Annotated in this window: 25 protein-coding genes; 16 read left to right on the plus strand and 9 right to left on the minus strand. The window is 44.1% G+C overall.

The genetic code is table 11. From position 1 onward, the window contains the following. Positions 1–364 precede the first annotated feature (364 nt). From glnA to AB4238_RS08115, 5 genes are all read left to right on the plus strand, one after another. Positions 365–1,774 carry a glutamate--ammonia ligase gene (gene glnA, locus AB4238_RS08095; protein ID WP_020910491.1) on the plus strand — a complete coding sequence of 470 codons (1,410 nt, stop codon included), beginning with the start codon at positions 365–367 and terminating at the stop codon, positions 1,772–1,774. 143 nt (positions 1,775–1,917) lie between these two features. Then, entirely contained in the window at positions 1,918–4,098 is a 2,181-nt protein-coding gene (locus tag AB4238_RS08100; protein WP_372032747.1) for a carbohydrate-binding family V/XII, read from the plus strand. 172 nt (positions 4,099–4,270) lie between these two features. Continuing rightward, the gene (locus AB4238_RS08105; protein ID WP_372032749.1) at positions 4,271–5,488 is read left to right on the plus strand and encodes a dicarboxylate/amino acid:cation symporter; all 1,218 of its coding nucleotides are present in this window, start codon (positions 4,271–4,273) and stop codon (positions 5,486–5,488) included. Positions 5,489–5,669: 181 nt separating this feature from the next. Continuing rightward, positions 5,670–6,098 carry a hypothetical protein gene (locus AB4238_RS08110; protein ID WP_372032750.1) on the plus strand — a complete coding sequence of 143 codons (429 nt, stop codon included), beginning with the start codon at positions 5,670–5,672 and terminating at the stop codon, positions 6,096–6,098. Between the two features lie 48 nt (positions 6,099–6,146). Beyond that, positions 6,147–6,461 carry a helix-turn-helix domain-containing protein gene (locus AB4238_RS08115; RefSeq protein ID WP_372032752.1) on the plus strand — a complete coding sequence of 105 codons (315 nt, stop codon included), beginning with the start codon at positions 6,147–6,149 and terminating at the stop codon, positions 6,459–6,461. Positions 6,462–6,529: 68 nt separating this feature from the next. On the opposite strand, the gene AB4238_RS08120 is transcribed toward AB4238_RS08115, so the two are convergent. Then, positions 6,530–7,549, minus strand: coding sequence for a WD40/YVTN/BNR-like repeat-containing protein (locus AB4238_RS08120; RefSeq protein ID WP_372032754.1), 1,020 nt, complete (start codon positions 7,547–7,549; stop codon positions 6,530–6,532). 244 nt (positions 7,550–7,793) lie between these two features. On the opposite strand from AB4238_RS08120, the gene AB4238_RS08125 reads away from it, so the two are divergent. Beyond that, positions 7,794–8,096: a hypothetical protein gene (locus AB4238_RS08125; protein ID WP_220738089.1), complete on the plus strand. Its 303-nt coding sequence runs from the start codon at positions 7,794–7,796 to the stop codon at positions 8,094–8,096. 228 nt (positions 8,097–8,324) lie between these two features. Here AB4238_RS08125 and AB4238_RS08130 read toward each other — a convergent pair whose 3' ends face one another. Further along, positions 8,325–9,440: an aminotransferase class V-fold PLP-dependent enzyme gene (locus AB4238_RS08130; RefSeq protein WP_372032756.1), complete on the minus strand. Its 1,116-nt coding sequence runs from the start codon at positions 9,438–9,440 to the stop codon at positions 8,325–8,327. Position 9,441: 1 nt separating this feature from the next. Beyond that, positions 9,442–10,617: a monodechloroaminopyrrolnitrin synthase PrnB family protein gene (locus AB4238_RS08135; protein WP_372032758.1), complete on the minus strand. Its 1,176-nt coding sequence runs from the start codon at positions 10,615–10,617 to the stop codon at positions 9,442–9,444. Positions 10,618–10,782: 165 nt separating this feature from the next. Between AB4238_RS08135 and AB4238_RS08140 the strand changes: the two genes are divergently transcribed. The 5 genes from AB4238_RS08140 to AB4238_RS08160 all read left to right on the plus strand — a co-directional run bounded on the left by AB4238_RS08140 (position 10,783) and on the right by AB4238_RS08160 (position 14,708). Further along, a complete protein-coding gene (locus AB4238_RS08140; protein ID WP_372032760.1) occupies positions 10,783–11,235 on the plus strand; it encodes an Lrp/AsnC family transcriptional regulator in 453 nt (150 codons plus the stop codon). A gap of 132 nt (positions 11,236–11,367) precedes the next feature. Continuing rightward, positions 11,368–11,970, plus strand: a complete 603-nt coding sequence (locus tag AB4238_RS08145; RefSeq protein WP_372032762.1) for a TetR/AcrR family transcriptional regulator — start codon at positions 11,368–11,370, stop codon at positions 11,968–11,970. Between the two features lie 118 nt (positions 11,971–12,088). Then, on the plus strand, positions 12,089–13,246 hold the full coding sequence (locus tag AB4238_RS08150; RefSeq protein ID WP_372032764.1) for an iron-containing alcohol dehydrogenase: 1,158 nt from the start codon (positions 12,089–12,091) through the stop codon (positions 13,244–13,246). Positions 13,247–13,337: 91 nt separating this feature from the next. Further along, on the plus strand, positions 13,338–14,015 hold the full coding sequence (locus AB4238_RS08155) for a type 1 glutamine amidotransferase domain-containing protein (protein ID WP_372032766.1): 678 nt from the start codon (positions 13,338–13,340) through the stop codon (positions 14,013–14,015). A gap of 69 nt (positions 14,016–14,084) precedes the next feature. Continuing rightward, positions 14,085–14,708, plus strand: a complete 624-nt coding sequence (locus tag AB4238_RS08160) for a glutathione S-transferase family protein (RefSeq protein ID WP_372032767.1) — start codon at positions 14,085–14,087, stop codon at positions 14,706–14,708. A 42-nt stretch (positions 14,709–14,750) separates the two neighbouring features. Here AB4238_RS08160 and AB4238_RS08165 read toward each other — a convergent pair whose 3' ends face one another. Both AB4238_RS08165 and AB4238_RS08170 read right to left on the minus strand, forming a co-directional pair. After that, positions 14,751–15,320, minus strand: a complete 570-nt coding sequence (locus AB4238_RS08165) for an MliC family protein (RefSeq protein WP_372032769.1) — start codon at positions 15,318–15,320, stop codon at positions 14,751–14,753. 26 nt (positions 15,321–15,346) lie between these two features. Next, positions 15,347–15,919 (minus strand): type II secretion system protein, encoded by a 573-nt coding sequence (locus AB4238_RS08170; protein WP_372032770.1) that lies wholly within the window; start codon positions 15,917–15,919, stop codon positions 15,347–15,349. A 193-nt stretch (positions 15,920–16,112) separates the two neighbouring features. Here AB4238_RS08170 and AB4238_RS08175 point away from each other — a divergent pair, with 193 nt between their 5' ends. The 3 genes from AB4238_RS08175 to glnG all read left to right on the plus strand — a co-directional run bounded on the left by AB4238_RS08175 (position 16,113) and on the right by glnG (position 19,275). Then, positions 16,113–16,628, plus strand: coding sequence for a DUF4124 domain-containing protein (locus tag AB4238_RS08175; protein ID WP_372032771.1), 516 nt, complete (start codon positions 16,113–16,115; stop codon positions 16,626–16,628). A 179-nt stretch (positions 16,629–16,807) separates the two neighbouring features. Continuing rightward, a complete protein-coding gene (gene glnL / locus AB4238_RS08180; RefSeq protein ID WP_372032772.1) occupies positions 16,808–17,848 on the plus strand; it encodes a nitrogen regulation protein NR(II) in 1,041 nt (346 codons plus the stop codon). An 11-nt stretch (positions 17,849–17,859) separates the two neighbouring features. Further along, entirely contained in the window at positions 17,860–19,275 is a 1,416-nt protein-coding gene (gene glnG / locus AB4238_RS08185; protein WP_372032797.1) for a nitrogen regulation protein NR(I), read from the plus strand. An 82-nt stretch (positions 19,276–19,357) separates the two neighbouring features. Here glnG and AB4238_RS08190 read toward each other — a convergent pair whose 3' ends face one another. The 3 genes from AB4238_RS08190 to AB4238_RS08200 all read right to left on the minus strand — a co-directional run bounded on the left by AB4238_RS08190 (position 19,358) and on the right by AB4238_RS08200 (position 21,578). Beyond that, positions 19,358–19,912 (minus strand): porin family protein, encoded by a 555-nt coding sequence (locus AB4238_RS08190; RefSeq protein ID WP_372032773.1) that lies wholly within the window; start codon positions 19,910–19,912, stop codon positions 19,358–19,360. Between the two features lie 174 nt (positions 19,913–20,086). Beyond that, positions 20,087–20,956, minus strand: a complete 870-nt coding sequence (locus tag AB4238_RS08195) for a cation diffusion facilitator family transporter (protein ID WP_372032775.1) — start codon at positions 20,954–20,956, stop codon at positions 20,087–20,089. 136 nt (positions 20,957–21,092) lie between these two features. Next, the gene (locus AB4238_RS08200) at positions 21,093–21,578 is read right to left on the minus strand and encodes a Spy/CpxP family protein refolding chaperone (protein ID WP_372032776.1); all 486 of its coding nucleotides are present in this window, start codon (positions 21,576–21,578) and stop codon (positions 21,093–21,095) included. A 228-nt stretch (positions 21,579–21,806) separates the two neighbouring features. Between AB4238_RS08200 and AB4238_RS08205 the strand changes: the two genes are divergently transcribed. Together AB4238_RS08205 and AB4238_RS08210 are read left to right on the plus strand one after the other, a co-directional pair. After that, complete coding sequence (locus tag AB4238_RS08205) at positions 21,807–22,490, plus strand: response regulator (RefSeq protein WP_372032778.1); 684 nt, start codon at positions 21,807–21,809, stop codon at positions 22,488–22,490. Continuing rightward, a complete protein-coding gene (locus AB4238_RS08210) occupies positions 22,491–23,858 on the plus strand; it encodes an ATP-binding protein (protein WP_372032779.1) in 1,368 nt (455 codons plus the stop codon). It begins immediately after the preceding gene. Between the two features lie 33 nt (positions 23,859–23,891). Here AB4238_RS08210 and AB4238_RS08215 read toward each other — a convergent pair whose 3' ends face one another. After that, entirely contained in the window at positions 23,892–24,539 is a 648-nt protein-coding gene (locus AB4238_RS08215) for a TetR/AcrR family transcriptional regulator (protein ID WP_372032781.1), read from the minus strand. Positions 24,540–24,555: the final 16 nt, after the last annotated feature.

Here is a 24,555-nt window from a genome sequence, read left to right on the forward strand (position 1 = left end):
TTCTACAACACTTTACTGTCTTGTACTGAAATAACACTTATCTATATTTGGTCGACTTTTCTTTGACTTACACCCTATAAAAAATTCTTCTGCTTGCTATTCTGAGCGCCAGCTTTTGTATTTAGATAAGTTGCTTCTAAATAGATTGCACGATTATGACGCACGCACCAAAATGATCCACCGAGCGCACCATTACGGTGCAAAAAACTGCAGCGCCAGTTTTAAATTTTTACCATAACCGATTAATATCAAATAGTTATAGGTTTGGCACAACTCTCGCTTTAAACAAAGCAGAATCGCACTATGCGCTAAACATTAAGATAAGAACAAGGGATAACCCTTTACCCTACTCGGAGACTTTAGAATGTCAGCTGAATCAGTTTTACAACAACTAAAAGAATTAGAAGTTAAGTTTGTTGATTTGCGTTTTACCGACACCATAGGTAAAGAGCAACATGTTTCAATTCCTAGTCATCAGGTTGATGAAGACTTTTTCGAAGACGGTAAGATGTTCGATGGTTCTTCAATCTCAGGCTGGAAAGGCATTAACGAATCAGACATGGTATTAATGCCAGATGCTGCAAGTTTCGTACTTGACCCTTTCACTGCAGAAACAACAGCTAACATTCGTTGTGACATCTTAAATCCAGGCACTATGACAGGTTACAACCGTGACCCTCGCTCAATTGCTAAGAAAGCGGAAGACTACTTACGCTCTACAGGTATCGCAGATACTGTATTGATTGGTCCAGAGCCAGAGTTTTTCCTATTTGACGATGTTAAATATGGCGCTGACATGTCAGGTTGTTTCTACAAAGTAGATGCAGAAGAAGCTGCTTGGAACTCAGGTACTAGCTACGAAGATGGCAACAAAGGTCACCGTCCAGGTGTTAAAGGCGGTTACTTCCCAGTAGCGCCTGTTGATTCATCACAAGATATCCGTAGTGCTATGTGTTTAGTACTTGAAGAGATGGGCCAAGTTGTTGAAGCGCATCACCATGAAGTAGCAACTGCTGGTCAAAACGAAATTGCGACTCGCTTTAATACTCTTACGCTTAAAGCTGATGAAGTTCAGGTACTTAAGTACGTTATTCATAACGTTGCCCACGCTTACAATAAGACAGCTACGTTTATGCCTAAGCCAATCGTTGGTGACAACGGTAGCGGTATGCACGTTCACCAATCTCTAGCTAAAGATGGCGTTAACATCTTTGCTGGTGACAAGTACGGCGGATTGAGCGAAACAGCACTATTTTACATCGGTGGTATTATCAAGCATGCGCGTGCAATTAACGCATTTGCTAACCCATCAACTAACTCTTACAAGCGTCTTATTCCGCACTTTGAAGCGCCAGTAATGCTAGCTTACTCAGCAGCTAACCGTAGCGCTTCAATCCGTATCCCAGTGGTACCAAGTGCAAAAGCGCGTCGTATTGAGCTACGTTTTGGTGACCCAATGGCGAACCCATACTTAGCATTCTCTGCAATGTTAATGGCTGGCCTTGACGGTATTCAAAACAAGATCCACCCAGGTGAAGCAATGGATAAAGATCTTTATGATCTTCCTGCTGAAGAAGCTGCTGAAATCCCAACAGTTGCGACTTCACTAGAAAATGCACTTGAGTGCCTAGACGCTGACCGTGAGTTCTTAACTCGTGGCGACGTATTCAGCAACGACTTCATTGATTCTTACATCAAACTTAAGTCTGTTGACGTTGAGCGTGTGAACCAAACAACTCACCCAGTAGAGTTCGAGCTTTACTATAGCTTGTAATCTATAAGCCGCTGTGATGGCTTAACGGGTACAAAATACAAAGCCCTAAGCAGAATGCTTAGGGCTTTTTTGTGCAATGCGACTACAATGATCAGCAGCTATAGTTATGACAGTAAGTACTTGTCACACAAGAAGGAACTACTATGCCTGCTGGGATCTACGCTCAATGCCGCTTCATTTTTGCCGCTTTCACACTGATGTTGATTGGCCTAATTAATGCTAACGCTATCGAGTGGCCACAGGAAGTGACCGCTAAAGAGGGCAACATTGTGGTGTATCAGCCGCAGCCAGAATCGCTAGACGGTAATATCCTGCAAGGACGCGCCGCGATGTCTTTAGAGCTCATCGATAGAGATGACCCTATTTTTGGAGCCTTCTGGTTCAGTGCCCGCATTGACACGAGCGCTGATAACGCAACCGTTAGGGATGTAAAAGTGACTCGTGTGCGCTGGCCAGAATCAACTGCAGCCGACGAACAACGCTTTACCGAAGTGGTAGAGAAATCCATTGGCACCAGTAGCTTTACTATCTCGATGGAGCGTCTTTCAGCCAGCCTTGCCAACGCTAAACAGGAAAAGCAAAGCCTAGAGAATATTAAAAATGATGCGCCTAACATTATTTTTCGCCAGCAACTTACAGTACTCCTCTCCTATGATGGTTCACCGCAATTTAGAGAGATCGAAAATAGCCCTTATGAGCGAGCGCTAAACACCCCCTTTGCTGTTGCTCGCAATAAACAAACCAAGAAAATGTACTTGAGCAGCGGCACTTTTTGGTACACAGCTGACAACCCTATGGGGCCTTGGCAAGTTACTGAGTACCCACCTGAAGATTTGGTGAAAATGTTGCCAAAATCCGAGGACGCAGAAGCAAAAAGTAACGGGACGGCACCTGCCGTTATAGCAGTAAAAAACCCAACAGAATTGGTGGCAACCGATGGCAAACCCAAATGGAAGAGCCTAACCGAAGGTAAGTTGCTTTATGTCAGTAATACTGAGACGGCTTGGATAAGAGAGGTCTCTTCTGGTGACATGTACCTGTTACTTTCAGGGCGCTGGTTTAAAGCTAAAAAAGAAGCAGGACCTTGGGCTTTTGTCCGTGCTGATAAACTTCCCGCAAGCTTTAATGATATTCCGCCCGAGTCAGATATTGGTGGACTAAGGGTATCCGTCGCGGGCACTACCGAAGCAAATCAAGCGATGCTCGATGCCCAGATCCCTCAAACTGCTGCAATTAAACGCAGTGAAGCTAAGCTCAACGTCGAATATGATGGAGAGCCAAAATTTGATGCGATTCCAGGCACTAAAGTCGCTTATGCGGTCAATACCGCGACTCAAGTACTGAAAATAAATGGCCAATACTATGCCGTCGATAACGCGGTTTGGTTTGTTGCATCTACCGCCAAAGGGCCATGGAAAGTTGCCGATAATATTCCGACGGATGAAATAGCAAAAATCCCTCCAAGCTCGCCAGTTTATAACACCACTTATGTCGAGATTTATGACTCTACCCCCGAGGTTGTCTATGTCGGTTATACCCCAGGCTATATGTGGTCTTACCCCTATTACGGTGTGCCGGTATATGGCACAGGTTGGTATTACCCACCCTATTGGGGGCGTTACTACTACCCTCGCCCACCAACTTGGGGGCTGCATGTCGGCTATAACCCTTGGACTGGCTGGAACGTTGGCGTAAGTTGGAGTAACGGCTTCTTCAGCGTCGGTGTAGGCTGGAGCGCTGGCTGGGGTAACCATTATTATCCAGGTCGTTGCTGTGGTGGATATTACGGTGGAGGTTACCGACGCCCAGTGGTAATAAACACTGGCGACATCAACATTGGCAATAGCGTTAGTATTGGTAATAGAACTAACATCTCTAATAAGGTTGCGCGTAACAATAATATCTCAGGTAATCGTGTCGGTAAAAACAACCTATATAATCGCCCAGAGAATAGAGTTCGCAATGCTGATAGCACTAAAATAAACAGCAATTTCAAACAAGCTACTCATAATAGAGATCGCGCCAACAATGTTTTTGCAGATAAAAATGGTAACGTTGCGCGAGACTTAAACGGTGAATGGCAAAGTCGTGACAAAGGTAGTTGGACACCCGCCCCCCAGACTAGAGATCGAGTCGAAACAGGGCTAAATAACCGCGATATCAGTCAGCCGGTGACGCTGCCTTCTAGGCCAAATACGGAGTTAAACAGGCCTAACAATATGAATAGGCAGATGAATAACCGTAATTTTGATCGTGACAGCCTAAACCGCTCTCGTAATGCTCGTCAGCATGGCATGGTGCGCGAGGGGCGCAGAGGACGCTAACCCCGCTTTCACCATAGGAAAAGGCTTGCACATCGCAAGCCTTTTACATTTATGTATCCATACCTACGTCGCCCAGACTAAGTTGACACTCTGTTAATGGCTGGTTAGTTTAACGGTTAAAACACACCATAAGTCAGTGTTCTGACATCAAATAATAAGTGACTCCTGATCTATGTGGCAAAAACTTCAACCCTATCGTTCTTCGATAATTCTTTTGTCGGCGCTACTCATTGGTGGCGCTATCGGTATCGTGTTACCAGAGTTTGCTTTATCGCTAAAACCCATAGGCCAAGTGTTTCTAAATTTACTGTTTATGATCATTGTGCCGCTAGTCGCGATTAGTGTGACCTCCTCTATTGCCCGCATGACCGACTTAAAAAAGTTAGGCATCATTCTTATCACGTTGTTCATGGTGTCTATTGCCATGGCGATCATTCCTGCAGTATCGATTGTCGGTTTAGCATTGGCTTTTGACCCAGCACAAGGTGTGGTACTCGATCTGCATCAACAGGTTGAAGCCGGATCTGGCAACATGGATTTTGTTGGACTGCTGACCACCAATGACTTTGTCGGCTTACTGTCTAAATCTAACATACTGGCACTCATCATCATGTCAGTCATTGCCGGTATTGCGATAGGTCAATCAGGCAAAGATGGTGAGAAAGTCTCAGCCATGCTCGACAGCCTCAATACTGTTATTATGAAAATAGTTTCTATATTAATGGTCGCCGCGCCTGTAGGTTTAGGCGCTTACTTTGCCTCAACCATGGCTAGCCAAGATACCGAACTGCTCAGCACTTTTGCCCGCGCTATTGGCCTATTCTTTGTCGCCGCCTTTTTCTATTTTACTGTTGGTTCAACAATTTACGCATGGCTTGGTGGTGGAGTAACAGGCGTTACTCAGTTTTGGAAGAATGCGGTTGACCCATCGGTCACAGCATTAGGCACCAGCTCCTCGTTAGCCACATTACCAGTCAATATTCGTGCTGCAAATAAGATGGGGATAAAAGAGGAGATCGCCGACATCTGCATGCCTTTGTTGGTTAACCTCAATAAAGGCGGTGCATCAATGACTACCGCGTTGAAGATTGTCTTTATCTATTCAATCTTAGGCTTGGATTTTAGCGCCGATGTTTTTGCTCTGACAGTACTTATCTCAGTGCTATCCGCCTTTATTATAAGTGGCGTACCTGGCGGTGCATTTTTAGGTGAAATTTTCATTGTTACCACCCTTGGGCTACCTATCGAAGTGATCCCAATTCTAGTCATTATTGGCGCAGTTACCGACGCCCCGGCAACATTAATTAATGTCATACATGACCTTAATGCTACCCAGATCATCGAGCGAATTAATGGCAAGCGCTATAAAAGCGCAACGATTATTGAATAAGTGCTGATAACAAAATGAGTAATACAGATAAATTTAAGCTAACATTATCAGCTTCTTATAGATGTGACATTTGAAGTGTCATATGCCTATAGTGTGACTGTCATATCAATGACGCCGTAGACAATGGTAATTTGTGTTCAACTTGCTGCAATTCAAATGCAAACACAGCAAGGAGCACATTATGGAAAACTCAATGACTCGACATAAAATGGATACCACTATGGATATGCCCACAATTACTAATGGATATTGGTACTATTTTGAAGATGCTGGAGTGCGAGTTACTGCTCATGGTTCAGGGTATTCAGGCCAAGAAACCGTCTATGTTAATGATGAGGTGGTGAGTGATAAACGTAACCTTGGAATGAAAAGCTCGCACGAGTTCTGCCATATGGGTAACGATTACGAGGTGAGATTTCAAGTAACTAATCTTCTGACTGCCACTGTTGCTTGCGCCCTTTATAAAAATGGCGAGTATGTCACTACAGAAACCAAGGCCTATCGCAATATGGATGGCAAATCAGCCCTCAAGCCAATATCACTATTTTTTGTCGCAGGGCTCATTTTTGGTGGGCTAGCAGCCTGGTTAACCCATCAGTTTATAGCTTGATTAAAAGCTAGATATATCGAAAAAGCTAAAGGAGCAGTGGAGTAAAATATGGAGATTGATGCGATAACCGTAAAAGCACTGCGCCAGTCTAAAGGCTGGACACAACAGCATTTGGCCGATGCTTGTGCTATTAGCTTACGCACGGTTCAGCGAGTAGAAAAAGAGGGCAGCGCATCAAGTGAGACATTGTTGGGTTTGTGTGCGGTGCTGGAGGTTGAACAAAAAAACTTGTTACAGATCCCAATTCCCGACCGCCAACAGATGCAACAAGTCTCTTTGCGATCTCAATCAATAATACTCGCTATTGCAGTGGTATGTGGTGGCTGTATCGGTGCCATTATCACCTATCTAGCAATAAGCTAACACAAAGCCCAAGTTAAACACTTGGGCTTGTATGATTTCTTCATGTTGCTAAAAATTTTCCCTGGCAATTACTGCCTTTGTGGCATAGTAAATACTGCAACTCTGCCGTCATGCCCAGCAGCAATCACGGAGTCGTTATCAATCGCCAGCGAATAGTAACCTTGTTTTAATCCGTCTATCTGCAGCGGTTGCCAACTGTAACCATGGTCAAATGAAATATCGGTAGCGAGCTTTCCAGTCGCGATACAAGTGGCTTGATAACAAACCATTGCAGTGCGCAGGCCTGGGGTCGACTTTCGGGTTTTATGCCACACCTTATTCTTTAGATATACCATATTGGCATCATGTTTATCCCGTTGCTGGTAGTCGCCACCAACCACAAAAATATCATTAACGCTATTTTTAGAAATGCCATATCCGCCAGCAGTTTGAGTGTCATCAAACAAGGGGATATGCGTTCGTTGCCAATACTCGCCAAAGTCTTGCGAGGTATAAATCGAGCTACTGTAGCCGCCAGTAGTAAACCATGCTTGGCCAGACTCACCGACCATTAGGGTATTGCCACTGGCTGCAAATGCCACTTCCCTATCGAGCATTTCCGGCAATCTGCCCCGAGCAATTCGTTGCCAACTCTGTCCACCATCACGGGTTCGTAAGATAACAAAGCAGCCGTCAACAGGATCGCCTAACAACAAACCATTATTTCTATCCCAAAACGCAATCGAATCAAAAAAGCCTGCTTGATGTTTGTTTTCCAATAATAACTGCCATGAAGCGCCCTGATCTTCGGTAATGTAGAGTTTAGATAGCTCGCCTTCGCCAGCCCCCATCACTATCGCCGTATTGGCATCAAATACTTCAATATCACGAAAATCGGTTAATGGTTGGTTTTTAACAGAAACATCGAGCCAAGTTTTCCCTGCATCCTTGGATAGGAATACGCTATTTTTAGACCCACTAACCCAGAAGACACCGTCAGCAGCAGCGCTACCACGAAATGATAGATTGGCATCTATTTGCTGGGTATTCCACACACTGGAGGCAGCTGAAAAACTGAATAGACAAAGTAACGACATGATTAACTTCATTAAACTCACCTTGTAATACTGAAGTACTGTAACTATCACCTAATACTAGGTAATAGGCAACTAACGCTTAAAAGACAAAACCATATCAATCATCCTAATTCCCTCAGCGAACATTAGCACTCGGTTAATTAAGCCAATATTAAACAACAACTTAGCTTAAAGTAAATTCAAAAAACAGTGGACAATTATTGTGCAACACGCCTAAACTGTGACCTCAATCACAGTTTTATGGAAGGAACTAATAATGAAAACATCCCTTACGACTCCATTGATACTAGCAACACTTCTATTCTCAACATCAACTTTGGCAGCAATGGCGCCTGTGGCAAAGTGTAACGATTGCAGTGCAACAGCCGCACTTGATGCAGCCAAGGCATTAGCTGCAGACAATGTTTATGTCGTTGACTTTGTAAATGCAACAGCTCAGAAATTTGTATCTGATGATAAAGGCAACACTGTAGTCGCGAAAATGAGTCTGGGTGATATCACTAGATTAAACCAACAGTTTGACTACCGAAAAACACACTTACGTGCACTTAATCGCTAGACTTTGATGATCTTTCAAGGTTGTTGTTGCCGCAGCTTATGACTCTTTTGATAAAGCTGAGGCTATGGGGTTTAGTCAATCTCCGCAAGTAGCCTATAACGCAGTAAAAATTGCCAAGAAGCGCAACCCTTCGAGTTCGTTTCAATGCTTTTATCACTGCGTTACGCGCTTTTCACTTAGCTCGATGCCTTTAGCTGCCTATAGCTGCAGCAAAAGCGTCGCTTAGCTTTATATTGATTTAACCAGCTGTAAGAATCCTTGGATATCGGCCTCATCATTATAAATATGCGGTGATACTCGCATTCCCAAACTCCGCACATCAACACTCACATTAGCGCTTTTTAGTGTTTGTAAGACTTGTTGCTGCTTACCTGCAAAATCTAGAATGATGGTACCGCTACGTTGATTTTGTGCGCGAGGAGAAACCACTTTTTCTTCTAGTTCCTCAGTAATAACATCGAGTAACTGTTGGTTATGTTGCCGCAACGCAATCGAGCCCACGCGACTAAAATATTCAATGCTGTGAGATGCTATGGCAAAAGGAGCTATAGAGGGAGTACCGCCCCAAAATTTCAATGCTGTTTGATGATAACGAAAGTCATGAATATCAAATTCGAATGGATTCTCATGGCTAAACCAGCCGACATCTTTAGGTTGGCAATCTGCGAGATGTTGATTATTGACCCAGAGGTAAGCCGCTCCAGGCCCACCACATAGCCATTTAACGCTAGAACCTATCATGAAATCGGCCTGCAACGCGTTAAGATCTAGCGATACAACCCCTGCTGACTGTGCGATATCGATTAAGCTTAATGCCCCTTTTGCTTTAGCCGTTTCGACAATCTGTTCTATTGGCGATAGCTGCCCCGTATTTGAGTAAGCATGGCTAACAAACACCATATCAACATCTGAAGTTATATAGCTATCCCATACATTAGCGTCAGTAATGTCGCTTTCAGCGGGGATAAACCGCAGCTCACAACCACTAGGCAATGCCTTCTTCAGCGCAAACCCCATGCTGGGAAAATCAAGCTCACTCATTAACACTACAGCGTCATTTTGCTGCAAGCGCTCTAATGACATCACCAACTTTGTCAGTGCACTCGATAGGTTAACTTGCGGGCAAAACTCACTAGCAGGGGCATTAAACAATGTCGATAACGCCTGAGTAAAGCGCTCAATAATACCAAGCCAATCTCCCCAAGGTTCTACACCTGAATCTTGCCACGGGGTAAAGAACTGCTGTTTAAAAGATTGCTCTGCTGTTTTTAGTGGCCGCCCCACGGAGTGATTCAATAAGTAACAGCCCGGAGCCAACATAAAATCGTTTTTAAAGTCTTTCATATTAAAGCGCCTCTAAACTGGCTTTGAGCGACTTAATATCATCATAACGCGTGTTGATATCACTGCGCTCAGCGGCAGCTCGGCGATCGCGTAGTTTTTCTAATGCATTCAAAAGTACCGGTAATGGTGGACCACTGGCGGTCACCTTGTCCATATGCTGTTGTTGCAGTTTCTTTGAAGGAACAGCAATGTACTTGTTCACTAGCTCGTTATGATGTTGAATTGCAGTATCACCATGCAAGGCGCAAACCTCTAAGAACAGTGTTACATTTTCTGTAAACCAGGATTGCTGATTCAGATGCTGTAGTGCTAGAAGCTCATCCATAAAGCTAGTCCGGCGCATGCAATCACGCAAAATGCTTTGATCTTCTGGCATCATATACAAAAACTTATCCACCAGCATTTGCGAATAAGCAGGTTCGTTGGCCTCGCACAGCCCTAACAACATATCGATGACGTTAATGCCGGCAAAATCACCCGCGTTGGCACCACGATACACCTGGCTGCCCACTCTATATGGCTTGTAATAGGGTCTTACACAATAGAAAAAGTCATCAGTATCGAGCTTTTTAAATAACTGTTGATTTGATTCTTTAACATCAACTAACGCTTGCTTCGCTACCTTGAGTAAATCAGCTGCAATAGGGTGAGTGATCCCGAGAGGCTCAATTTTAATCAGCGCGTCGGCTGCACGCTTATACGCCAAAATACCCTTAGTGTTGTAATCAACAAATAGCTTTTCAGCAGGCAGGTTAGTAAAGCGTTTATAGAGACCATTTTGCGCACTGTTATGAGTGGTTAAATGGGCAGTCGCAAACCTTGGCGTTACACCGATAGAGGCACCAATGTGCATTGCTAACGCCGATGCTTCAGTGAGTGGTGATACTCTTTCTCGCGAAGGCTCAGTGATCTCATGACGGCGACAAGCCGCCATATACAAACCTACATTACCCAATAGATCAAAAGCATGATCAAAGCCTTCATCGGTGTTTCCCTCTGCCAGCAGGGTCGCAATCATCTCACGCCCTTCTGCTTCCAAGGCTTGCTTTAGATGTTCACCAACACCTTCGACGTTGGCACGGTCAGCCTGCTCAGCATAAAGTTGCTCTAATTCAGTATTAATTTCGACAAATCGAGTGCGGATCCAGTGATCAAAGGCGCGGGTATTGAGAGTCATAGAGTAAATCCTATTATTGTTATTATTTTGTTGAATTAGCCTATCAGTATCTCTTGGGTTGAAATCATCATTTTTCGTTGAATAACTTCAGTTTAAGATCGGATTTCACTACAAAATATCGCTATAGTATTGAAATAGACTAAAAATAAATAATGGGATGACTCATTGGACAGTAAAGATCGTAATATTCTCGCTATTTTGCAAAAGCATGGTCGCATTGCAATCTCTGAGCTCGCCTCACGACTCAATATGTCTGATACCCCTTGCCTGCGCAGAGTCAGAAAACTCGAAGACAGTGGTGTGATCAGCGGTTACGCTGCTCAAATAGAGCCAAAAGAGGTTGGCCTTAACGTGGTGGTATATGCGTTTGTGCGCCTCACCGAAAACTCAGACCATCATGCTGAGCGCTTTGAAACTGCCATGCAGAACCTTGAGCAAGTGATGGAATGTTCAGTGGTAACCGGCGGACATGACTACGTTTTAAAAATCGTCGCGAGCGATCTACTTAGCTACGAAAGTTTTGTAAAAAAATCCCTTGGTAGCCTTAATTGTATTGCGGGTATTGAATCTACCGTGGTGCTAAAGCAAAATTTTTCTCGTAGCACCTTACCGTTGTAGTCAAGTTAACCAATTGACTATAAACAATTTAATTTGACGTATTTTCTAAAATTTAGATCGAGAAGATTATTGATAGAGTAAGTATGATAAATTAACTAGACGACCGGTCTAATAGAGGGTAGACTAATACCCATGAAAATTGAATCTCAGCAGACACGTCAACATATTATCGACTCCGGCTATAGCCTTATTTCTAGTAAAGGCTTTTCGAATGTCGGCTTATCGCAGATCTTAAAATTTGCCGATGTGCCAAAAGGCTCGTTCTACCACTACTTCAAATCTAAGGAGCAGTTTGGCGAGGAGATAATCAATAGCTATTTCAAAGGATACCTTAACAGTATCGATGAACTGTTTGAGCCTCGACATGGGTCGGGTCTTGAGCGACTGATGAGTTATTGGTTACGCTGGCAAACAACACAGAGCGATTGCAGTATCGACCAGAAGTGCTTAGTGGTTAAGCTCAGCGCTGAAGTTGCCGACCTATCTGAATCAATGCGTCTTGCGCTTGATAAGGGGTCATCGGCAGTAATAGCTCGCCTTGCTGGATGTATTCAAGCTGGTATTGAAGATGGCTCACTGCCAACAATGCAAGCAGATATAACAGCAGAAACCTTATATCAGCTTTGGTTAGGTGCTAGCTTAAAAAATAAGTTATCCCGTGATCCAAATGCAATCGAACGCGTATTGCAAGTCACCAAAGCCCTGTTGGCACAGCCTATCCCTCCGCTGAAATAGCCAACAGTTTTATCTCCCCCGCCTATGCTTAAGGCGGGTATTTTTTAACTATTTACTAGACGACTGGTCTACTAAATTGTATTCATTCGGTGTATAGCATCGATAGATAGGAACCATTATGAATAGCTTTGATTATTACAATCCAACCCACATTAGCTTTGGTGAAGGAAAGATTGCGGAACTGGACAACCTAGTGGCAAAAGATGCCAAAGTGCTAGTGTTATTTGGCGGTAGCAGCGCGGAAAAAACAGGCACTCTAGGCGAAGTAAAAGCCGCACTAGGACAACGTGAAATCGTTGAGTTTGGCGGTATCGAAGCAAACCCGACTTATGAGACATTAATGCAAGCTGTTGAAATCGTTAAACAGCAGAACATCGACTTTCTACTTGCTGTAGGCGGTGGCTCAGTTATCGATGGTACTAAATTCGTCGCGGCTGCAGCACTTTTTGAAGGTGAGCCATGGGATATTCTTTTAAGCTGGGGCGCAAAAGTCACTCAAGCAATGCCTTTCGGTACTGTACTGACACTGCCTGCAACAGGCTCTGAGATGAACAGCGCCAGCGTTGTAACTCGTAAAGAGTATCAAGCTAAGCTGTCATTTATGAGCGATCATGTCTATCCAAAATTCTCTGTTTTAGATCCAAGCAAAACCTTTACCCTGCCAGAGCGTCAAGTCGCCAACGGTGTGGTAGATGCATTTATTCATATCACTGAGCAGTACTTAACCTACCCTGTAAATGCTGCCGTGCAAGACCGCTTTGCAGAAGGTTTACTACAAACATTGATTGAGCTTGGCCCTAAAGCCTTGAGCGAACCAAAAGATTTTGATGTTAGAGCTAACCTAATGTGGGTAGCCACAATGGCACTTAGTGGTGTAATTGGCCGTGGTGTTCCCCATGACTGGGCAACACATATGATTGGTCACGAACTCACAGCACTTTATGACATCGACCACGCCCGCACTATCGCTATCGTATTGCCAGGCATGCTTGATTGTCGCCGAGAAGGTAAGCAAGAGAAGTTACTGCAGTATGCCGATCGTGTTTGGGGACTCACTCAAGGCACTAACGACGAAATTATCGATGCAGCAATCGCTAAAACACGCGAATTTTTCGAAGCTATGGGTATCAAGACTCGCCTAACCGACTATGGTTTAGATGCCAGCAGCATCGACAAAGTGATTGAACAACTAGAAGCTCACGGCATGACAGCTTTAGGCGAAAAGCAAGATGTTGATCTCGCCATGAGCCGCAAAATTTTAGAGCGCAACCTGTAAGCATAATAACTCTACTGCAATCAACTTATCGCATAGCCCGTTGGACAGCGGGTTATGCCTACAACAATTAAGCATGAATAAGGATTATTAAATGAATGTATTAATGGTATTAACCTCACACGATAAACTAGGCGACACAGGGTTAAAAACAGGTTTTTGGTTAGAGGAATTCGCCAGCCCATACTATCGCTTTAAAGACAGCGGGTTTAATGTCACCCTCGCATCACCAGCTGGCGGCCAGCCACCACTCGATCCAAGCAGTGAGCAACCAGACTTTCAAACTGCAGCAACAGATAGATTCAATAAGGACAGTGATGCACAGCAACAACTTGCTAGCACTCAAGTGCTTGCACAAGTTAACGCTGATGATTATGACGCTGTTTTTTACCCAGGCGGTCACGGCCCACTTTGGGATCTAACCAATGATGCGAATTCGATTGCACTGATAGAAAACTTTTATCAAGCAAGTAAACCTGTCGGCCTAGTATGTCATGCACCTGGCGCACTTAAAAACGTCAAAGCAGCTGATGGCACGCCATTAGTTGCCGGTAAAAAAGTAACAGGTTTTACCAACACAGAAGAAGCCGCTGTACAGCTAACTGACATCGTCCCTTACCTTGTTGAAGATATGATGCTAGCTCACGGTGCGCTCTACAGTAAGAGTGATGATTGGGCGAGCTATTTAGCCGTTGATGGCAACCTCATTACCGGTCAAAACCCAGCATCTTCTGAAGTTGTGGCCGATGAGATCATCAAGCAGCTTAAGTAATAGCCATCGCTAATGATAAGCGGTGTACTTTTGAGTCCGCCGTTCAATATATTTTGTAAAGGACAGCCAATGATCACTCTGCATCATCTCAACAAATCACGCTCAAAGCGGATTATCTGGTTACTTGAAGAGCTGGGACTAGACTACCAAGTTAAAGCGTATCAGCGAGATAGCCAAACCTTCTTAGCGCCACCAGAGCTTAAAGCGATCCACCCATTGGGTAAGTCTCCGGTAATTGAATATAAGCAACAGGTTATTGCCGAGTCAGGTGCGATTACCGAGTACCTTATTGATACTCATGCAGCAGGCAAGCTCGCTCCAGAAAAAGGCAGCAGTGATTATGTCGAGTATCTGCAGTGGCTTCACTTCGCTGAAAGCTCAGCCATATTACCTTTACTACTGAGAATGTTTGTTGCTAAAGATGGCTGCCAAACCAATTTCTTAGAAGGTTACGCGGCCGTAGAAACTGAAAAAATTCTTAGCTATGTCAACCACGCTTTAGCTGGAAAACGCTACTTAGTTGCAGATAAGCTCACTGGGGCAGACATCATGATGTCGTTCATCGTAGAGCTGTTAGTGGCCAGTGGTGAAGCGGAGAAATACCCTCATATCGCCACCTATGCCAAACAGTTAGCTCAACACGCTAATAGCATTAAGGCGGGTGAAATAGAATTAAAGTACGAGAATAGCTAAGCTTGCTTGAAGAAGTACAAAGGCAGCTTATAGCTGCCTTTATTATTTTCGGATTCTACATTTCGCCGCAGTGTCAAAATAGCGAACGCTAGCTTCGCCATGATGCTCCCAAAACTCAAAGTTTTGCCCCTGATACTTGGCGCCACTCGCACTGATCACATTGCTGGCAATCAACTGTTGATCATCAAAGCTAAAAACTGCAGTTATCGGGTCTAATTGAGTATAAAAAACGGCACTGATCTGTGGGAACTCACCGCAGTCAAATACGACACTTGAAGGAACCTCTAATAGCCCACCTTGGATCTGTAACTCAATGATGCGGCTTTGGTAGTTTTGCGCTGTACATTGACGAACATCTGCTGACTTCCAGCAATCATTGCGCCCTTTTATCCAACCTCTTTGCATCGCCTTAGGTTGCTCTGCCGCTGGGATATTGGCCAAGGCTTGGCGGTATACGCTTGCCAGTTGCCTATCTAACTTAGCCAGTCCTTCATCGTTGCAGATCAGTATTTCAACTTCACCACTTGCCTTACTACAGTCAAAACTTGGCGACGCCGCTAATGATGAGAAACTGATAAAAAGCGTCAACATCAGCCAAAATCTAATTGTCATAAAGCCCTCTTCGAAAATTATTCAGCTTAACTACAATCGGTTAGATCTAATTCAACTATCGGTAAGGTTCCGAGACCAACCACGTTACCACGGTTAGGGGTGTAATAATAAAGGTAGCATGCATCATTGTTGACATTATTCCCTTGTGGGTAAATAACAAAACCGCGACCACGCTCTACGCTATAACCACGGCTATTAAACCAATTACGATTTCTCTCTCGCGCGCACCAAGCTGTAGCAGAGTTATCTTCACTGCACTGGTTATTAGTCACGAAGGTCACGCTATCAAAGTCAACAATCTGGTCGAAAGTATCTTCCCATCTACCATCTGGATATTGACCACGCACCTCAATGACTTGGCCATTTTCAAGCGTAAACCTTAGATTGTCAGCACTTAAATTTTCCGGCCTAAGCGCTATTTGGGCAGCCACTAGATCTCGTGCTGACTTTAAACTACCTTGCATGCCTTTTAACACTGATGCGTCAGCATCTGTTCTTAAGTCGAGGAATTTTGGCGCTGCGATCACCGCTAAAATACCCAGTACAATAATCACTACAACCAGCTCAATTAAGGTAAAGCCTAGATTAGATTTTTTCACACCCTATTCCCTATATCTACTATATCCATGTACGCTGCACGCTTCTCTATTCAACAGTAGCACAAAAGTCGCCGTGGCTTAGGTTTAACATGAATAGTATAAGAGTCAGTATAAGTTAGCGGCAACAAAGTTCATGATTTATTGTTAAAAAAGCGTTAATCTGACAAAGCCAATGTTCATCAAGGAAACCACTATGCGCCTTAGTTTACTTATGTTAGCTCTACTCATTAGCCCGCTGATCCATGCGACGGTATACAAGTGGGTAGATGAAGATGGCAAAGTTCATTTTTCTGACGAGCCAGTAAATAATGCCGAAGTGGTGGAATTTAATAAAAATACCGAAAACCAAGTAAAACTTCCCCAGCCTTATAGCAAGGCAGAGTCCGCTCAACTGACGGCTGATCGCGTCAATTATAATATGCGTATCACTTCGCCAAGCGAAGAGGAAACCATTAGAAGTAACGAAGGTGAAATCTCAATCGCGGTACAGCTTGAGCCAGAACTCGCCTCTTCTCACCTACTTGTTCTATTCATGGATGGCAAGCAGTATGGAGATGCGCAGCAAAGAGGCTTGTTCCGAGTGACCAATATCGATCGTGGCGAGCATAGCTTTGTGATTAAGGCGCTAACACAAGACGGCAAACTACTTGCATCTACCCCACCAAGAAAAGTATTTCTTCATCGAACAATACAAAATAGAGCTAGATAGTACTTACAACAAAGGCGATAAAACACATTAAAACCTTTAAATACAAAGCCTTAATTATTAACGGTTAGTATTGTTGCTTCGATGAAGTCTAGTTGCAGAGCGCACCACTTTGGTGCACCATAGTGGTGCAACCGAATTAAAGTCCCAAAATGGTGCAACTGAATAAGGCGGAGTCGTAGATGGATACAGGTTTATTGCTCAATCACTTAGTGACTGCTGTGCTAGTCATAAATGATGAACTCGAGTTGCTTTATACTAATGTCGCCACTGAGCAACTTTTAGGCGTGAGTAACAATAAGCTGCTTGAGCTGAGCTTTCCTAACCATTATCAAACCTTAGCGGTCGATCTCCCCCTGTTGCAAGTTGCCATTAGAGACAATCAGGGTCTTACGGTTAACACTGTATCCCTCGTCACTTTAGATGGGCAACAGTATACTGTTGATGTCACCTTAACCCCAATTGAACAAGAAAATAGCCAAGCGTTACTTGAGTTGAGGCAGGTCGATCAACAGCGAAGGATCCATCAGCAACTCACTCAAGATGCTCAGCAACAGGCAGCACAATTTCTTGTTAGAAACCTTGCCCATGAGATCAAAAACCCACTAGGAGGGTTACGCGGCGCGGCGCAACTGTTATCACGAGAACTAAAAGAGCCTGAGCTCAATGAGTTTACCGACCTTATTATTGAGCAAGCTGATCGTCTACGGAGCCTTGTTGATCGGTTATTAGGCCCACAAAAGCCAACTCAGCACAGCCTCTATAACATCCACGAAGTGGTACATAAGGTATTGCAGCTAGTGAACTTAACATTGCCTGACAATATCAGCCTGACTCAAGATTATGATCCTTCGATCCCTGATATCGAAATGGATCCCGATCAGCTGCAGCAAGCTCTGCTAAATATTGTGCAAAATGCGGTTCAAGCACTCGACAAAGCCGGCGGAAATATCAGTATAAAAACCCGCACCCAACATCAAGTCACAATCGGTACCCAACGGCACAAATTGGTATTAATGCTATCTGTTATTGATAACGGTCCGGGCATTAACCCTGAGCTGATGGATACCCTATTTTACCCAATGGTTACTGGTCGAGAACAAGGTTCTGGCTTAGGTTTGTCCATTGCTCATAATTTTGCCCGGCTTCACGGCGGTCGAATTGATTGTGACTCATCTATAGGTCGTACCGCCTTCACCATCACCTTACCCATCAATAGTTAATTGAGGAATATATAAACATGACAGAACAAGTGTGGGTCCTCGATGATGATAGCTCTATTCGCTGGGTACTTGAAAAATCGCTCAAAAGTGCCAACTTAAGCAGCGCCAGCTTTGCTGCTGCAGAGTCACTATGGGATGCTTTAGAAATGGCGGAGCCCAAAGTCATCGTGTCTGATATTCGTATGCCAGGCACCGACGGATTAACTTTATTAGAACGCTTGCAAAACCACTACCCACATATTCCCGTTATCATTATGACGGCTCACTCAGATCTTGATAGCGCCGTTAGCGCCTACCAGGCAGGCGCATTTGAATACCTGCCAAAACCGTTTGATATCGATGAAGCTATCTCCTTGGTTGAACGGGCGATAACACATGCTAACGAACAGAATAGCAGTAATACGGCGGCAGAACCTGTCATTGCCACACCAGAAATCATTGGCGAAGCCCCGGCGATGCAAGAAGTCTTTAGAGCCATTGGCCGACTATCACGATCATCGATTAGTGTATTGATTAATGGCCAATCAGGAACGGGTAAAGAGCTGGTAGCAAGCGCGCTGCACAAGCACAGCCCGAGAAAAGATAAATCATTTATTGCCATCAACATGGCGGCTATTCCTAAAGACCTCATTGAATCAGAGCTTTTTGGCCATGAAAAGGGCGCTTTTACGGGGGCAGGCAGTGTGCGCCAAGGGCGATTTGAACAGGCTAATGGCGGTACGCTATTTCTCGATGAAATCGGTGATATGCCACTAGATGTACAAACACGTTTACTCAGGGTGCTAGCTGATGGGCAATTTTACCGAGTCGGTGGTCACTCACCAGTGCAAGTCGATGTGCGAATTATTGCAGCAACCCACCAAAATCTAGAGTTACTAGTGCAACAAGGTGAGTTTCGAGAAGATCTGTTTCACCGACTGAACGTTATTCGAGTGCATCTGCCACCGCTATCGCAACGCCGAGAAGATATTGCTCAGCTGGCTCGTCACTTTCTCGCGATTGCCGCAAAAGAGATCGATGTTGAACCCAAAACATTGACCAAAGAAACGGCCAATAAACTAGCAACTTTGCCGTGGCCGGGTAACGTACGTCAACTGGAGAATACCTGTCGTTGGTTAACCGTAATGGCCTCTGGGCAAGAGATCCTCCCCCAAGACTTACCGCCTGAATTACTACAAGATACCAATGTATCCACTGAGATAAATAGTCATGATAATGATTGGGAAACGGCACTTAAGCTGTGGATTGATCAACGCCTAGCAGATGGTGAAAGTGATCTGCTTACGGAAGTTCAACCAGCTTTTGAGCGTATCTTGTTGGAAACAGCACTAAAGCATACCAATGGTCATAAACAGGAAGCAGCTAAGCGCTTAGGTTGGGGACGTAACACCTTAACTCGCAAGCTTAAAGAGCTCGCAATGGAATAGCTGAAGCCCCAGGCTCAAAACTAAAAAAGGATATCAAACGATATCCTTTTTTATTACTAGCCAGATACAGCATCAACTCAGCTTAGAACTGGTAATGCATGCCTAGCGTAACGTTTGACAGATCCATATCAATATCTTGGGCACCAAAATCATCTGAATCAAGGTCTGCAGAGGTAAAGTCATAACCCAAGCGGATGTTTAACTTATCAGTGACTGCAGCATTAACACCTGCACCAACAGTTAAACCGAAACCTTGGTAATCAACATCACGGATAACGTTATCAGCAACAACAGCTACTGATGCCACACCGATTTTACCGTACAAAGAAAACGTATCGTTAAGCACAAGCGTAAACTTAGGCGCAACACTAAAAGATGCAGCATGTATGCTACCGAATTCATTATCAACAAAGTCGTTAGTGACGTAGATAGTACCTTCTAAACCAAACCATTCGTTAAAGTTGTATCCACCGTAAGCACCATAGCTTTGTCCAGACTCAGAATCGCCTTCAACATCTGCTGAAAAAGCACCAATTTGACCACCAACGTATGCGCCAACACGATCTGCCTCTGCAGAAGCAACTGTTGAAGTGGTTAAACCTAATACTGCTAGCGCTATAATTGATAATTTTTTCATGATTCATTCCCTACATCGTTTTTGATGCGAAGGAATTTACCATAGCGACGATACAAACTGCTACATTCATATGTAAATAATTATTTTAATTACCTTTTTGCAACCATCAAAGCCACATGCACAACATTTATTCAACGAGGTTGTGGCTCATTTCTGTATCAAACTAGCTCGATTTCATACTGGATCTTGGTGAATAATCACCTCTGCTTCAACAAACTCTTGTCGGATCCTGGCTGAGGTAGCAACCGCTATCTGATGGGCTTGCTCAAGACTTAGCGCTCCATCTAACTCTAAATGGAATTGAATAAACATGGTTTTTCCTGATTCACGAGTACGAAGATCATGAATACCTTTAACTTGAGGATCATTAATGGCGATACCAGTGATCTTATCTCGCGTTTCATCGTCAAGTTCACGATCAAGCAGCGATTGCACTGAGCGATAAGCCAGTCCAACCGCCTGCTGACCAATAAACAGTGCAATCAACACAGCAAACAAGCCATCAGCCCACCACCAGCCATACTGCGATAGCACTAAGGCAAGCAAAACCGCAGCATTTAAAAATAGGTCTGACTTATAGTGTAAAGCATCGGCTTCAACCACAGTGCTAGAGGTTGCTGCAAGCGCCCTTTTCTGTAGTATCACCAGTGCAAAGGTCATGATTATCGCAATAATAGAAACAATCACACCTAAAGTGGCATGCTTAACTTCTACAGGGTTAATTAGACGCTCTCCACCGTGGAAAAATAACAGGAAGGCAGAGCCTAAAATAAAGGCTGATTGCGCGAGAGCCGCTAAAGGCTCCGCTTTACCATGACCATAACGATGGTCTTGATCAGCCGGCACAATCGCATAGCGAATCGCAATAAAGTTAACGATAGAAGCCAAAGCATCAGCAAAAGAATCTGTTAAAGAAGCCAACATACTGGCTGAGCCAGAATACATCCATGCAGCAAGCTTAATAACAATAAGGGTTAAAGCTGTCGCAACCGCCGCGCGGCTAGCCAGCTTCACCCAGAAGTCATATTGGGAAGAGTCATTCATAAGATCGAGTTACTAATTCAGTATGGGAAGTCTAGATCTTAAGTTTATATCATACTGAGGGGAAAACTGATGATTCCCCTCAAGTTAATAGCAATCACTGTAATAGATAAATACTATGGGTATTTATCAGCGTTAGCTATCTTTTACCGTGCTTAGCAAAACGTTGCTTAAACTTCTCTTGCTGCTCAGGTGTTAATATTTGATAGGCTTGGTTTTGCAGTTTTAGCATATCTACGGCTTTTTGCTGACGCGCTTCTTGCTTAGCTGCTAATGCTTGTCTAACTTCATCTTCACTAAAGTTAGTGGCTGTAATAAAGTTCAACATCTGCTCTTTCTGTGCAGCCCTTTCCTCTTTTGATGGACGGCTCTGCTTCATCTCATCACGATGCGAAGTAAACAATGCCTTTAATTCAGTTTTTTGTTCATCTGTTAGATCTAAACCGCGGAACATTTTGCGCATGTCTTTATGACCGCCACGATCACCTTTCATTTGGTGATATCCTTGTTTACCATGACCGTCGTTAGAGTCTTTAGCGTTATCAGCGGCGTAAACACCTGCAGTTAATAGTGCCGTACTAGCCACTATGGCGAGCAAACTTGCTTTCAATGTATTGTTTTTCATAATGGTAGCCTCTTAAAATATTATTGAACTTAGCATCACTAAGCTGTAATTGACGCTTTCCAGTATAGTGATCGTAATGTAAGTGAGAGTTTTGCGCGCGTAAAACACTGTAAAGCTCCTGCAACTAAACGTGTCAATAAGCATCTTTACGTTCGATTACATTCCTAAACTGCAATTGACATCAAACAAGGTATACTCCAAATATTAAGTAAGCTAAAAAGGGTTAACATGAGCCGTATATTGTTGATAGATGATGACTTAGGTCTTTCAGAACTGCTGGCACAGCTATTAGAACTTGAAGGATTTGAACTGACGTTAGCCCATGACGGACAGGCGGGACTCGATCTAGCTGTTGGGCAGCCCTTTGACCTTATCTTGCTAGATGTCATGCTCCCAAAACTCAACGGCTTTGAAGTGTTACGTGCACTACGCACTAAAAAGCAAACCCCAGTGTTGATGTTAACCGCACGTGGTGATGAGATAGACAGAGTTGTCGGCCTTGAAATTGGCGCTGATGACTATCTGCCAAAACCTTTTAATGACCGTGAACTTGTTGCTCGAATTCGCGCCATCATTCGCCGCACCAATGTACAGCCCGATGACAAAATTCAAGCAGTACACACTTTTGGCGATCTCAACTTAGATCCTGCCCGCCAAGAAGTGCACTGCCAAGAACAGCTTATTGTACTCACAGGCACTGAATTTAGTTTGCTATACGAATTGGTTAAAAATGCTGGTGAGCTCGCCTCCAAAGAGACACTCAGCGAAAAAGTCCTTGGTAAAAAGCTGATGCCTTTTGATCGCAGTTTAGACATGCACCTGTCTAACCTACGAAAGAAAATGCCCGAACGCATTGATGGTCGCCCAAGAGTAAAAACGATCCGTGGCAAAGGCTATATCTGGTTACCTTAGATGCCAATAAGAAAAAGCCCCAATAATATTTTTGTAAAATTACTGCTTGGCTTCTGGCTCTGCAGCTCACTCATCATTGCGTTAATCGGCCTATTACCACTGTTGCAACAAAATCATGACCAGTCGGCACTGCCGCCTCATTTCGAAAGGTTGTTATCTAAATTTGCTAAAAGGATAACCGAATCACCACAGGTATTGCAGCCTGAGCGGATCAAACGTTTTCACCGTTTCAAAGAAAGCGACGGTCGCCCGGTGAGGATCTACCTTGTCGATGAGAATGCCAATGTGCTCAATACCCACAAGCCTTCACGTGCACTACGCCGATTTATGCTCTTAGCTGATGAAGCAGGTAAGCCAATAAAGCACCAATTTAGGGATGAGCTATTATTTGGCCCTTATGAATTTCAAGTCGAAGGTAAACAGTATGCGCTATACGGTCGGGTTCCTGAGCACCATCCCCGTCCGTGGTTCTTCTTCTTTATTGACAATAAACTGTTAACGTTAACCATTGCGATTTTATTGTCTGGTTTCCTTTGTGGGCTGTTTGCTTGGCACCTAGGTAAACCGCTGCGATCACTTAAAAACAGTGCCGATGCACTCGCTAACGGCGATCTCAGCAGCCGTGTCGATACAGCAACAGCTAAGCGTAATGATGAAATAGGTCAACTGGCGCAAGCTTTTAATGGCATGGCAGATTCCGTTGAAGATATGGTCAACAGCCAACAACGACTCATAAGCGATATCTCTCATGAGCTGCGCACCCCTCTGACACGACTAAAACTATCACTAGCATTGAGTCGTAAGAAAGGGCAAGACACACTGGAAACTGAGCGTATTGAATACGAGGCTGATCAACTAGAGAAGATGATTGCGGAGCTATTGGAGCTTTCACGGGTGAAGCTCAATGCCAATGAAGCTAAACACCAATTAGAGCTTGCCGAAGCGTTAAGTCAGGTGCTCGATGACGCTGACTTTGAAGCCCAACAACAGAACAAGCTACTGCATATTGATATAGATGAATCGATACAGCTGCCCATTTACCCAAGGCCGCTCACTCGAGCCGTAGAGAACTTACTGCGTAATGCTATTCGTTATGCAACGTCACAAGTCACCATTCGAACTTCACTTTCCGCTCAACAGCTGAAGCTTGAAATTATTGATGATGGCCCAGGGATCCCAGATGCTGCCGATTTAGAAGCTATTTTCAAACCGTTTTATCGACCACAATCTGCAAGAGATAGGGAGTCCGGAGGTTGGGGCTTAGGCTTAGCGATCGCAGAAGCGGCAATTAGCGCTCATCAAGGTCAAATAAAGGCCGACAATTGTCAGCCTAATGGCTTGAAAGTAACGATTACTCTACCGCGCTAACCTTAGCTTATATAGAGGAAAATGCAGCTATTCTCAAGCCGCGTTGGCAGAACCTTCTAGCTCGGCAAGCCAGTCGATATAGTAATTTAACGTTGGTAGGCGTTTATTTGAATGCCCGAGTAGCTGCGCTAACGCATAACTAAATTGATAGTAGAGATTTGGATCATTATATTGCTTATCAGCATCGTTACAATTTATCTGGGCGCCGCGCAAGTAGTTAGCCACCAGCTCAGCCCTGTTAAAGCCTTCCACAACCCCCATAGACTCAACCAGATAACGATTCCACTCAATGTATTCAGCATAAACCTGCTCGAAGGCATAGCGATTATCATCCGTGGCTTGCGCTAGTAATTCAGAGTTAGGCATCACTCGAGCTATGATAAACCGATCATGTAAAAGATCATCACGGATTGACCAACAATGGTGCATTAGAAAACATTTGAGATAATCCGGATAAAGTTCACTATCAATAGCCGCTCTTTCTAATCGATGCTTAAAATGTGCCGTCGCCACTGCAACCACCAAATCTGCTTCACTCGGGAAATGATTATAGATAGTCCCTTTAGAGATTTGGCTCGCTTCAACCAAATGAGACCGGCGCAAATCAAAACTTTTGTGACCGCGTAAACATCGCTCTGCCACTTCAGTCAAATAGCTTTCTCGCTGCTGCCAATTACTCATGTCGACCTCTTCACAA

This window comes from Shewanella sp. 10N.286.45.A1 (assembly GCF_041470405.1).
Lineage (GTDB): Bacteria > Pseudomonadota > Gammaproteobacteria > Enterobacterales > Shewanellaceae > Shewanella.

What these genes read in the sequence shown, in the direction of transcription:
- glnA (WP_020910491.1), top strand. Translation starts at nt 365, where the DNA reads ATGTCAGCTGAATCAGTTTTACAACAACTAAAAGAATTAGAAGTTAAG.
- AB4238_RS08100 (WP_372032747.1), top strand. Translation starts at nt 1,918, where the DNA reads ATGCCTGCTGGGATCTACGCTCAATGCCGCTTCATTTTTGCCGCTTTC.
- AB4238_RS08105 (WP_372032749.1), top strand. Translation starts at nt 4,271, where the DNA reads ATGTGGCAAAAACTTCAACCCTATCGTTCTTCGATAATTCTTTTGTCG.
- AB4238_RS08110 (WP_372032750.1), top strand. Translation starts at nt 5,670, where the DNA reads ATGGAAAACTCAATGACTCGACATAAAATGGATACCACTATGGATATG.
- AB4238_RS08115 (WP_372032752.1), top strand. Translation starts at nt 6,147, where the DNA reads ATGGAGATTGATGCGATAACCGTAAAAGCACTGCGCCAGTCTAAAGGC.
- AB4238_RS08120 (WP_372032754.1), bottom strand. Translation starts at nt 7,549, where the DNA reads ATGAAGTTAATCATGTCGTTACTTTGTCTATTCAGTTTTTCAGCTGCC.
- AB4238_RS08125 (WP_220738089.1), top strand. Translation starts at nt 7,794, where the DNA reads ATGAAAACATCCCTTACGACTCCATTGATACTAGCAACACTTCTATTC.
- AB4238_RS08130 (WP_372032756.1), bottom strand. Translation starts at nt 9,440, where the DNA reads ATGAAAGACTTTAAAAACGATTTTATGTTGGCTCCGGGCTGTTACTTA.
- AB4238_RS08135 (WP_372032758.1), bottom strand. Translation starts at nt 10,617, where the DNA reads ATGACTCTCAATACCCGCGCCTTTGATCACTGGATCCGCACTCGATTT.
- AB4238_RS08145 (WP_372032762.1), top strand. Translation starts at nt 11,368, where the DNA reads ATGAAAATTGAATCTCAGCAGACACGTCAACATATTATCGACTCCGGC.
- AB4238_RS08150 (WP_372032764.1), top strand. Translation starts at nt 12,089, where the DNA reads ATGAATAGCTTTGATTATTACAATCCAACCCACATTAGCTTTGGTGAA.
- AB4238_RS08155 (WP_372032766.1), top strand. Translation starts at nt 13,338, where the DNA reads ATGAATGTATTAATGGTATTAACCTCACACGATAAACTAGGCGACACA.
- AB4238_RS08160 (WP_372032767.1), top strand. Translation starts at nt 14,085, where the DNA reads ATGATCACTCTGCATCATCTCAACAAATCACGCTCAAAGCGGATTATC.
- AB4238_RS08165 (WP_372032769.1), bottom strand. Translation starts at nt 15,320, where the DNA reads ATGACAATTAGATTTTGGCTGATGTTGACGCTTTTTATCAGTTTCTCA.
- AB4238_RS08175 (WP_372032771.1), top strand. Translation starts at nt 16,113, where the DNA reads ATGCGCCTTAGTTTACTTATGTTAGCTCTACTCATTAGCCCGCTGATC.
- glnL (WP_372032772.1), top strand. Translation starts at nt 16,808, where the DNA reads ATGGATACAGGTTTATTGCTCAATCACTTAGTGACTGCTGTGCTAGTC.
- AB4238_RS08190 (WP_372032773.1), bottom strand. Translation starts at nt 19,912, where the DNA reads ATGAAAAAATTATCAATTATAGCGCTAGCAGTATTAGGTTTAACCACT.
- AB4238_RS08195 (WP_372032775.1), bottom strand. Translation starts at nt 20,956, where the DNA reads ATGAATGACTCTTCCCAATATGACTTCTGGGTGAAGCTGGCTAGCCGC.
- AB4238_RS08200 (WP_372032776.1), bottom strand. Translation starts at nt 21,578, where the DNA reads ATGAAAAACAATACATTGAAAGCAAGTTTGCTCGCCATAGTGGCTAGT.
- AB4238_RS08205 (WP_372032778.1), top strand. Translation starts at nt 21,807, where the DNA reads ATGAGCCGTATATTGTTGATAGATGATGACTTAGGTCTTTCAGAACTG.
- AB4238_RS08210 (WP_372032779.1), top strand. Translation starts at nt 22,491, where the DNA reads ATGCCAATAAGAAAAAGCCCCAATAATATTTTTGTAAAATTACTGCTT.
- AB4238_RS08215 (WP_372032781.1), bottom strand. Translation starts at nt 24,539, where the DNA reads ATGAGTAATTGGCAGCAGCGAGAAAGCTATTTGACTGAAGTGGCAGAG.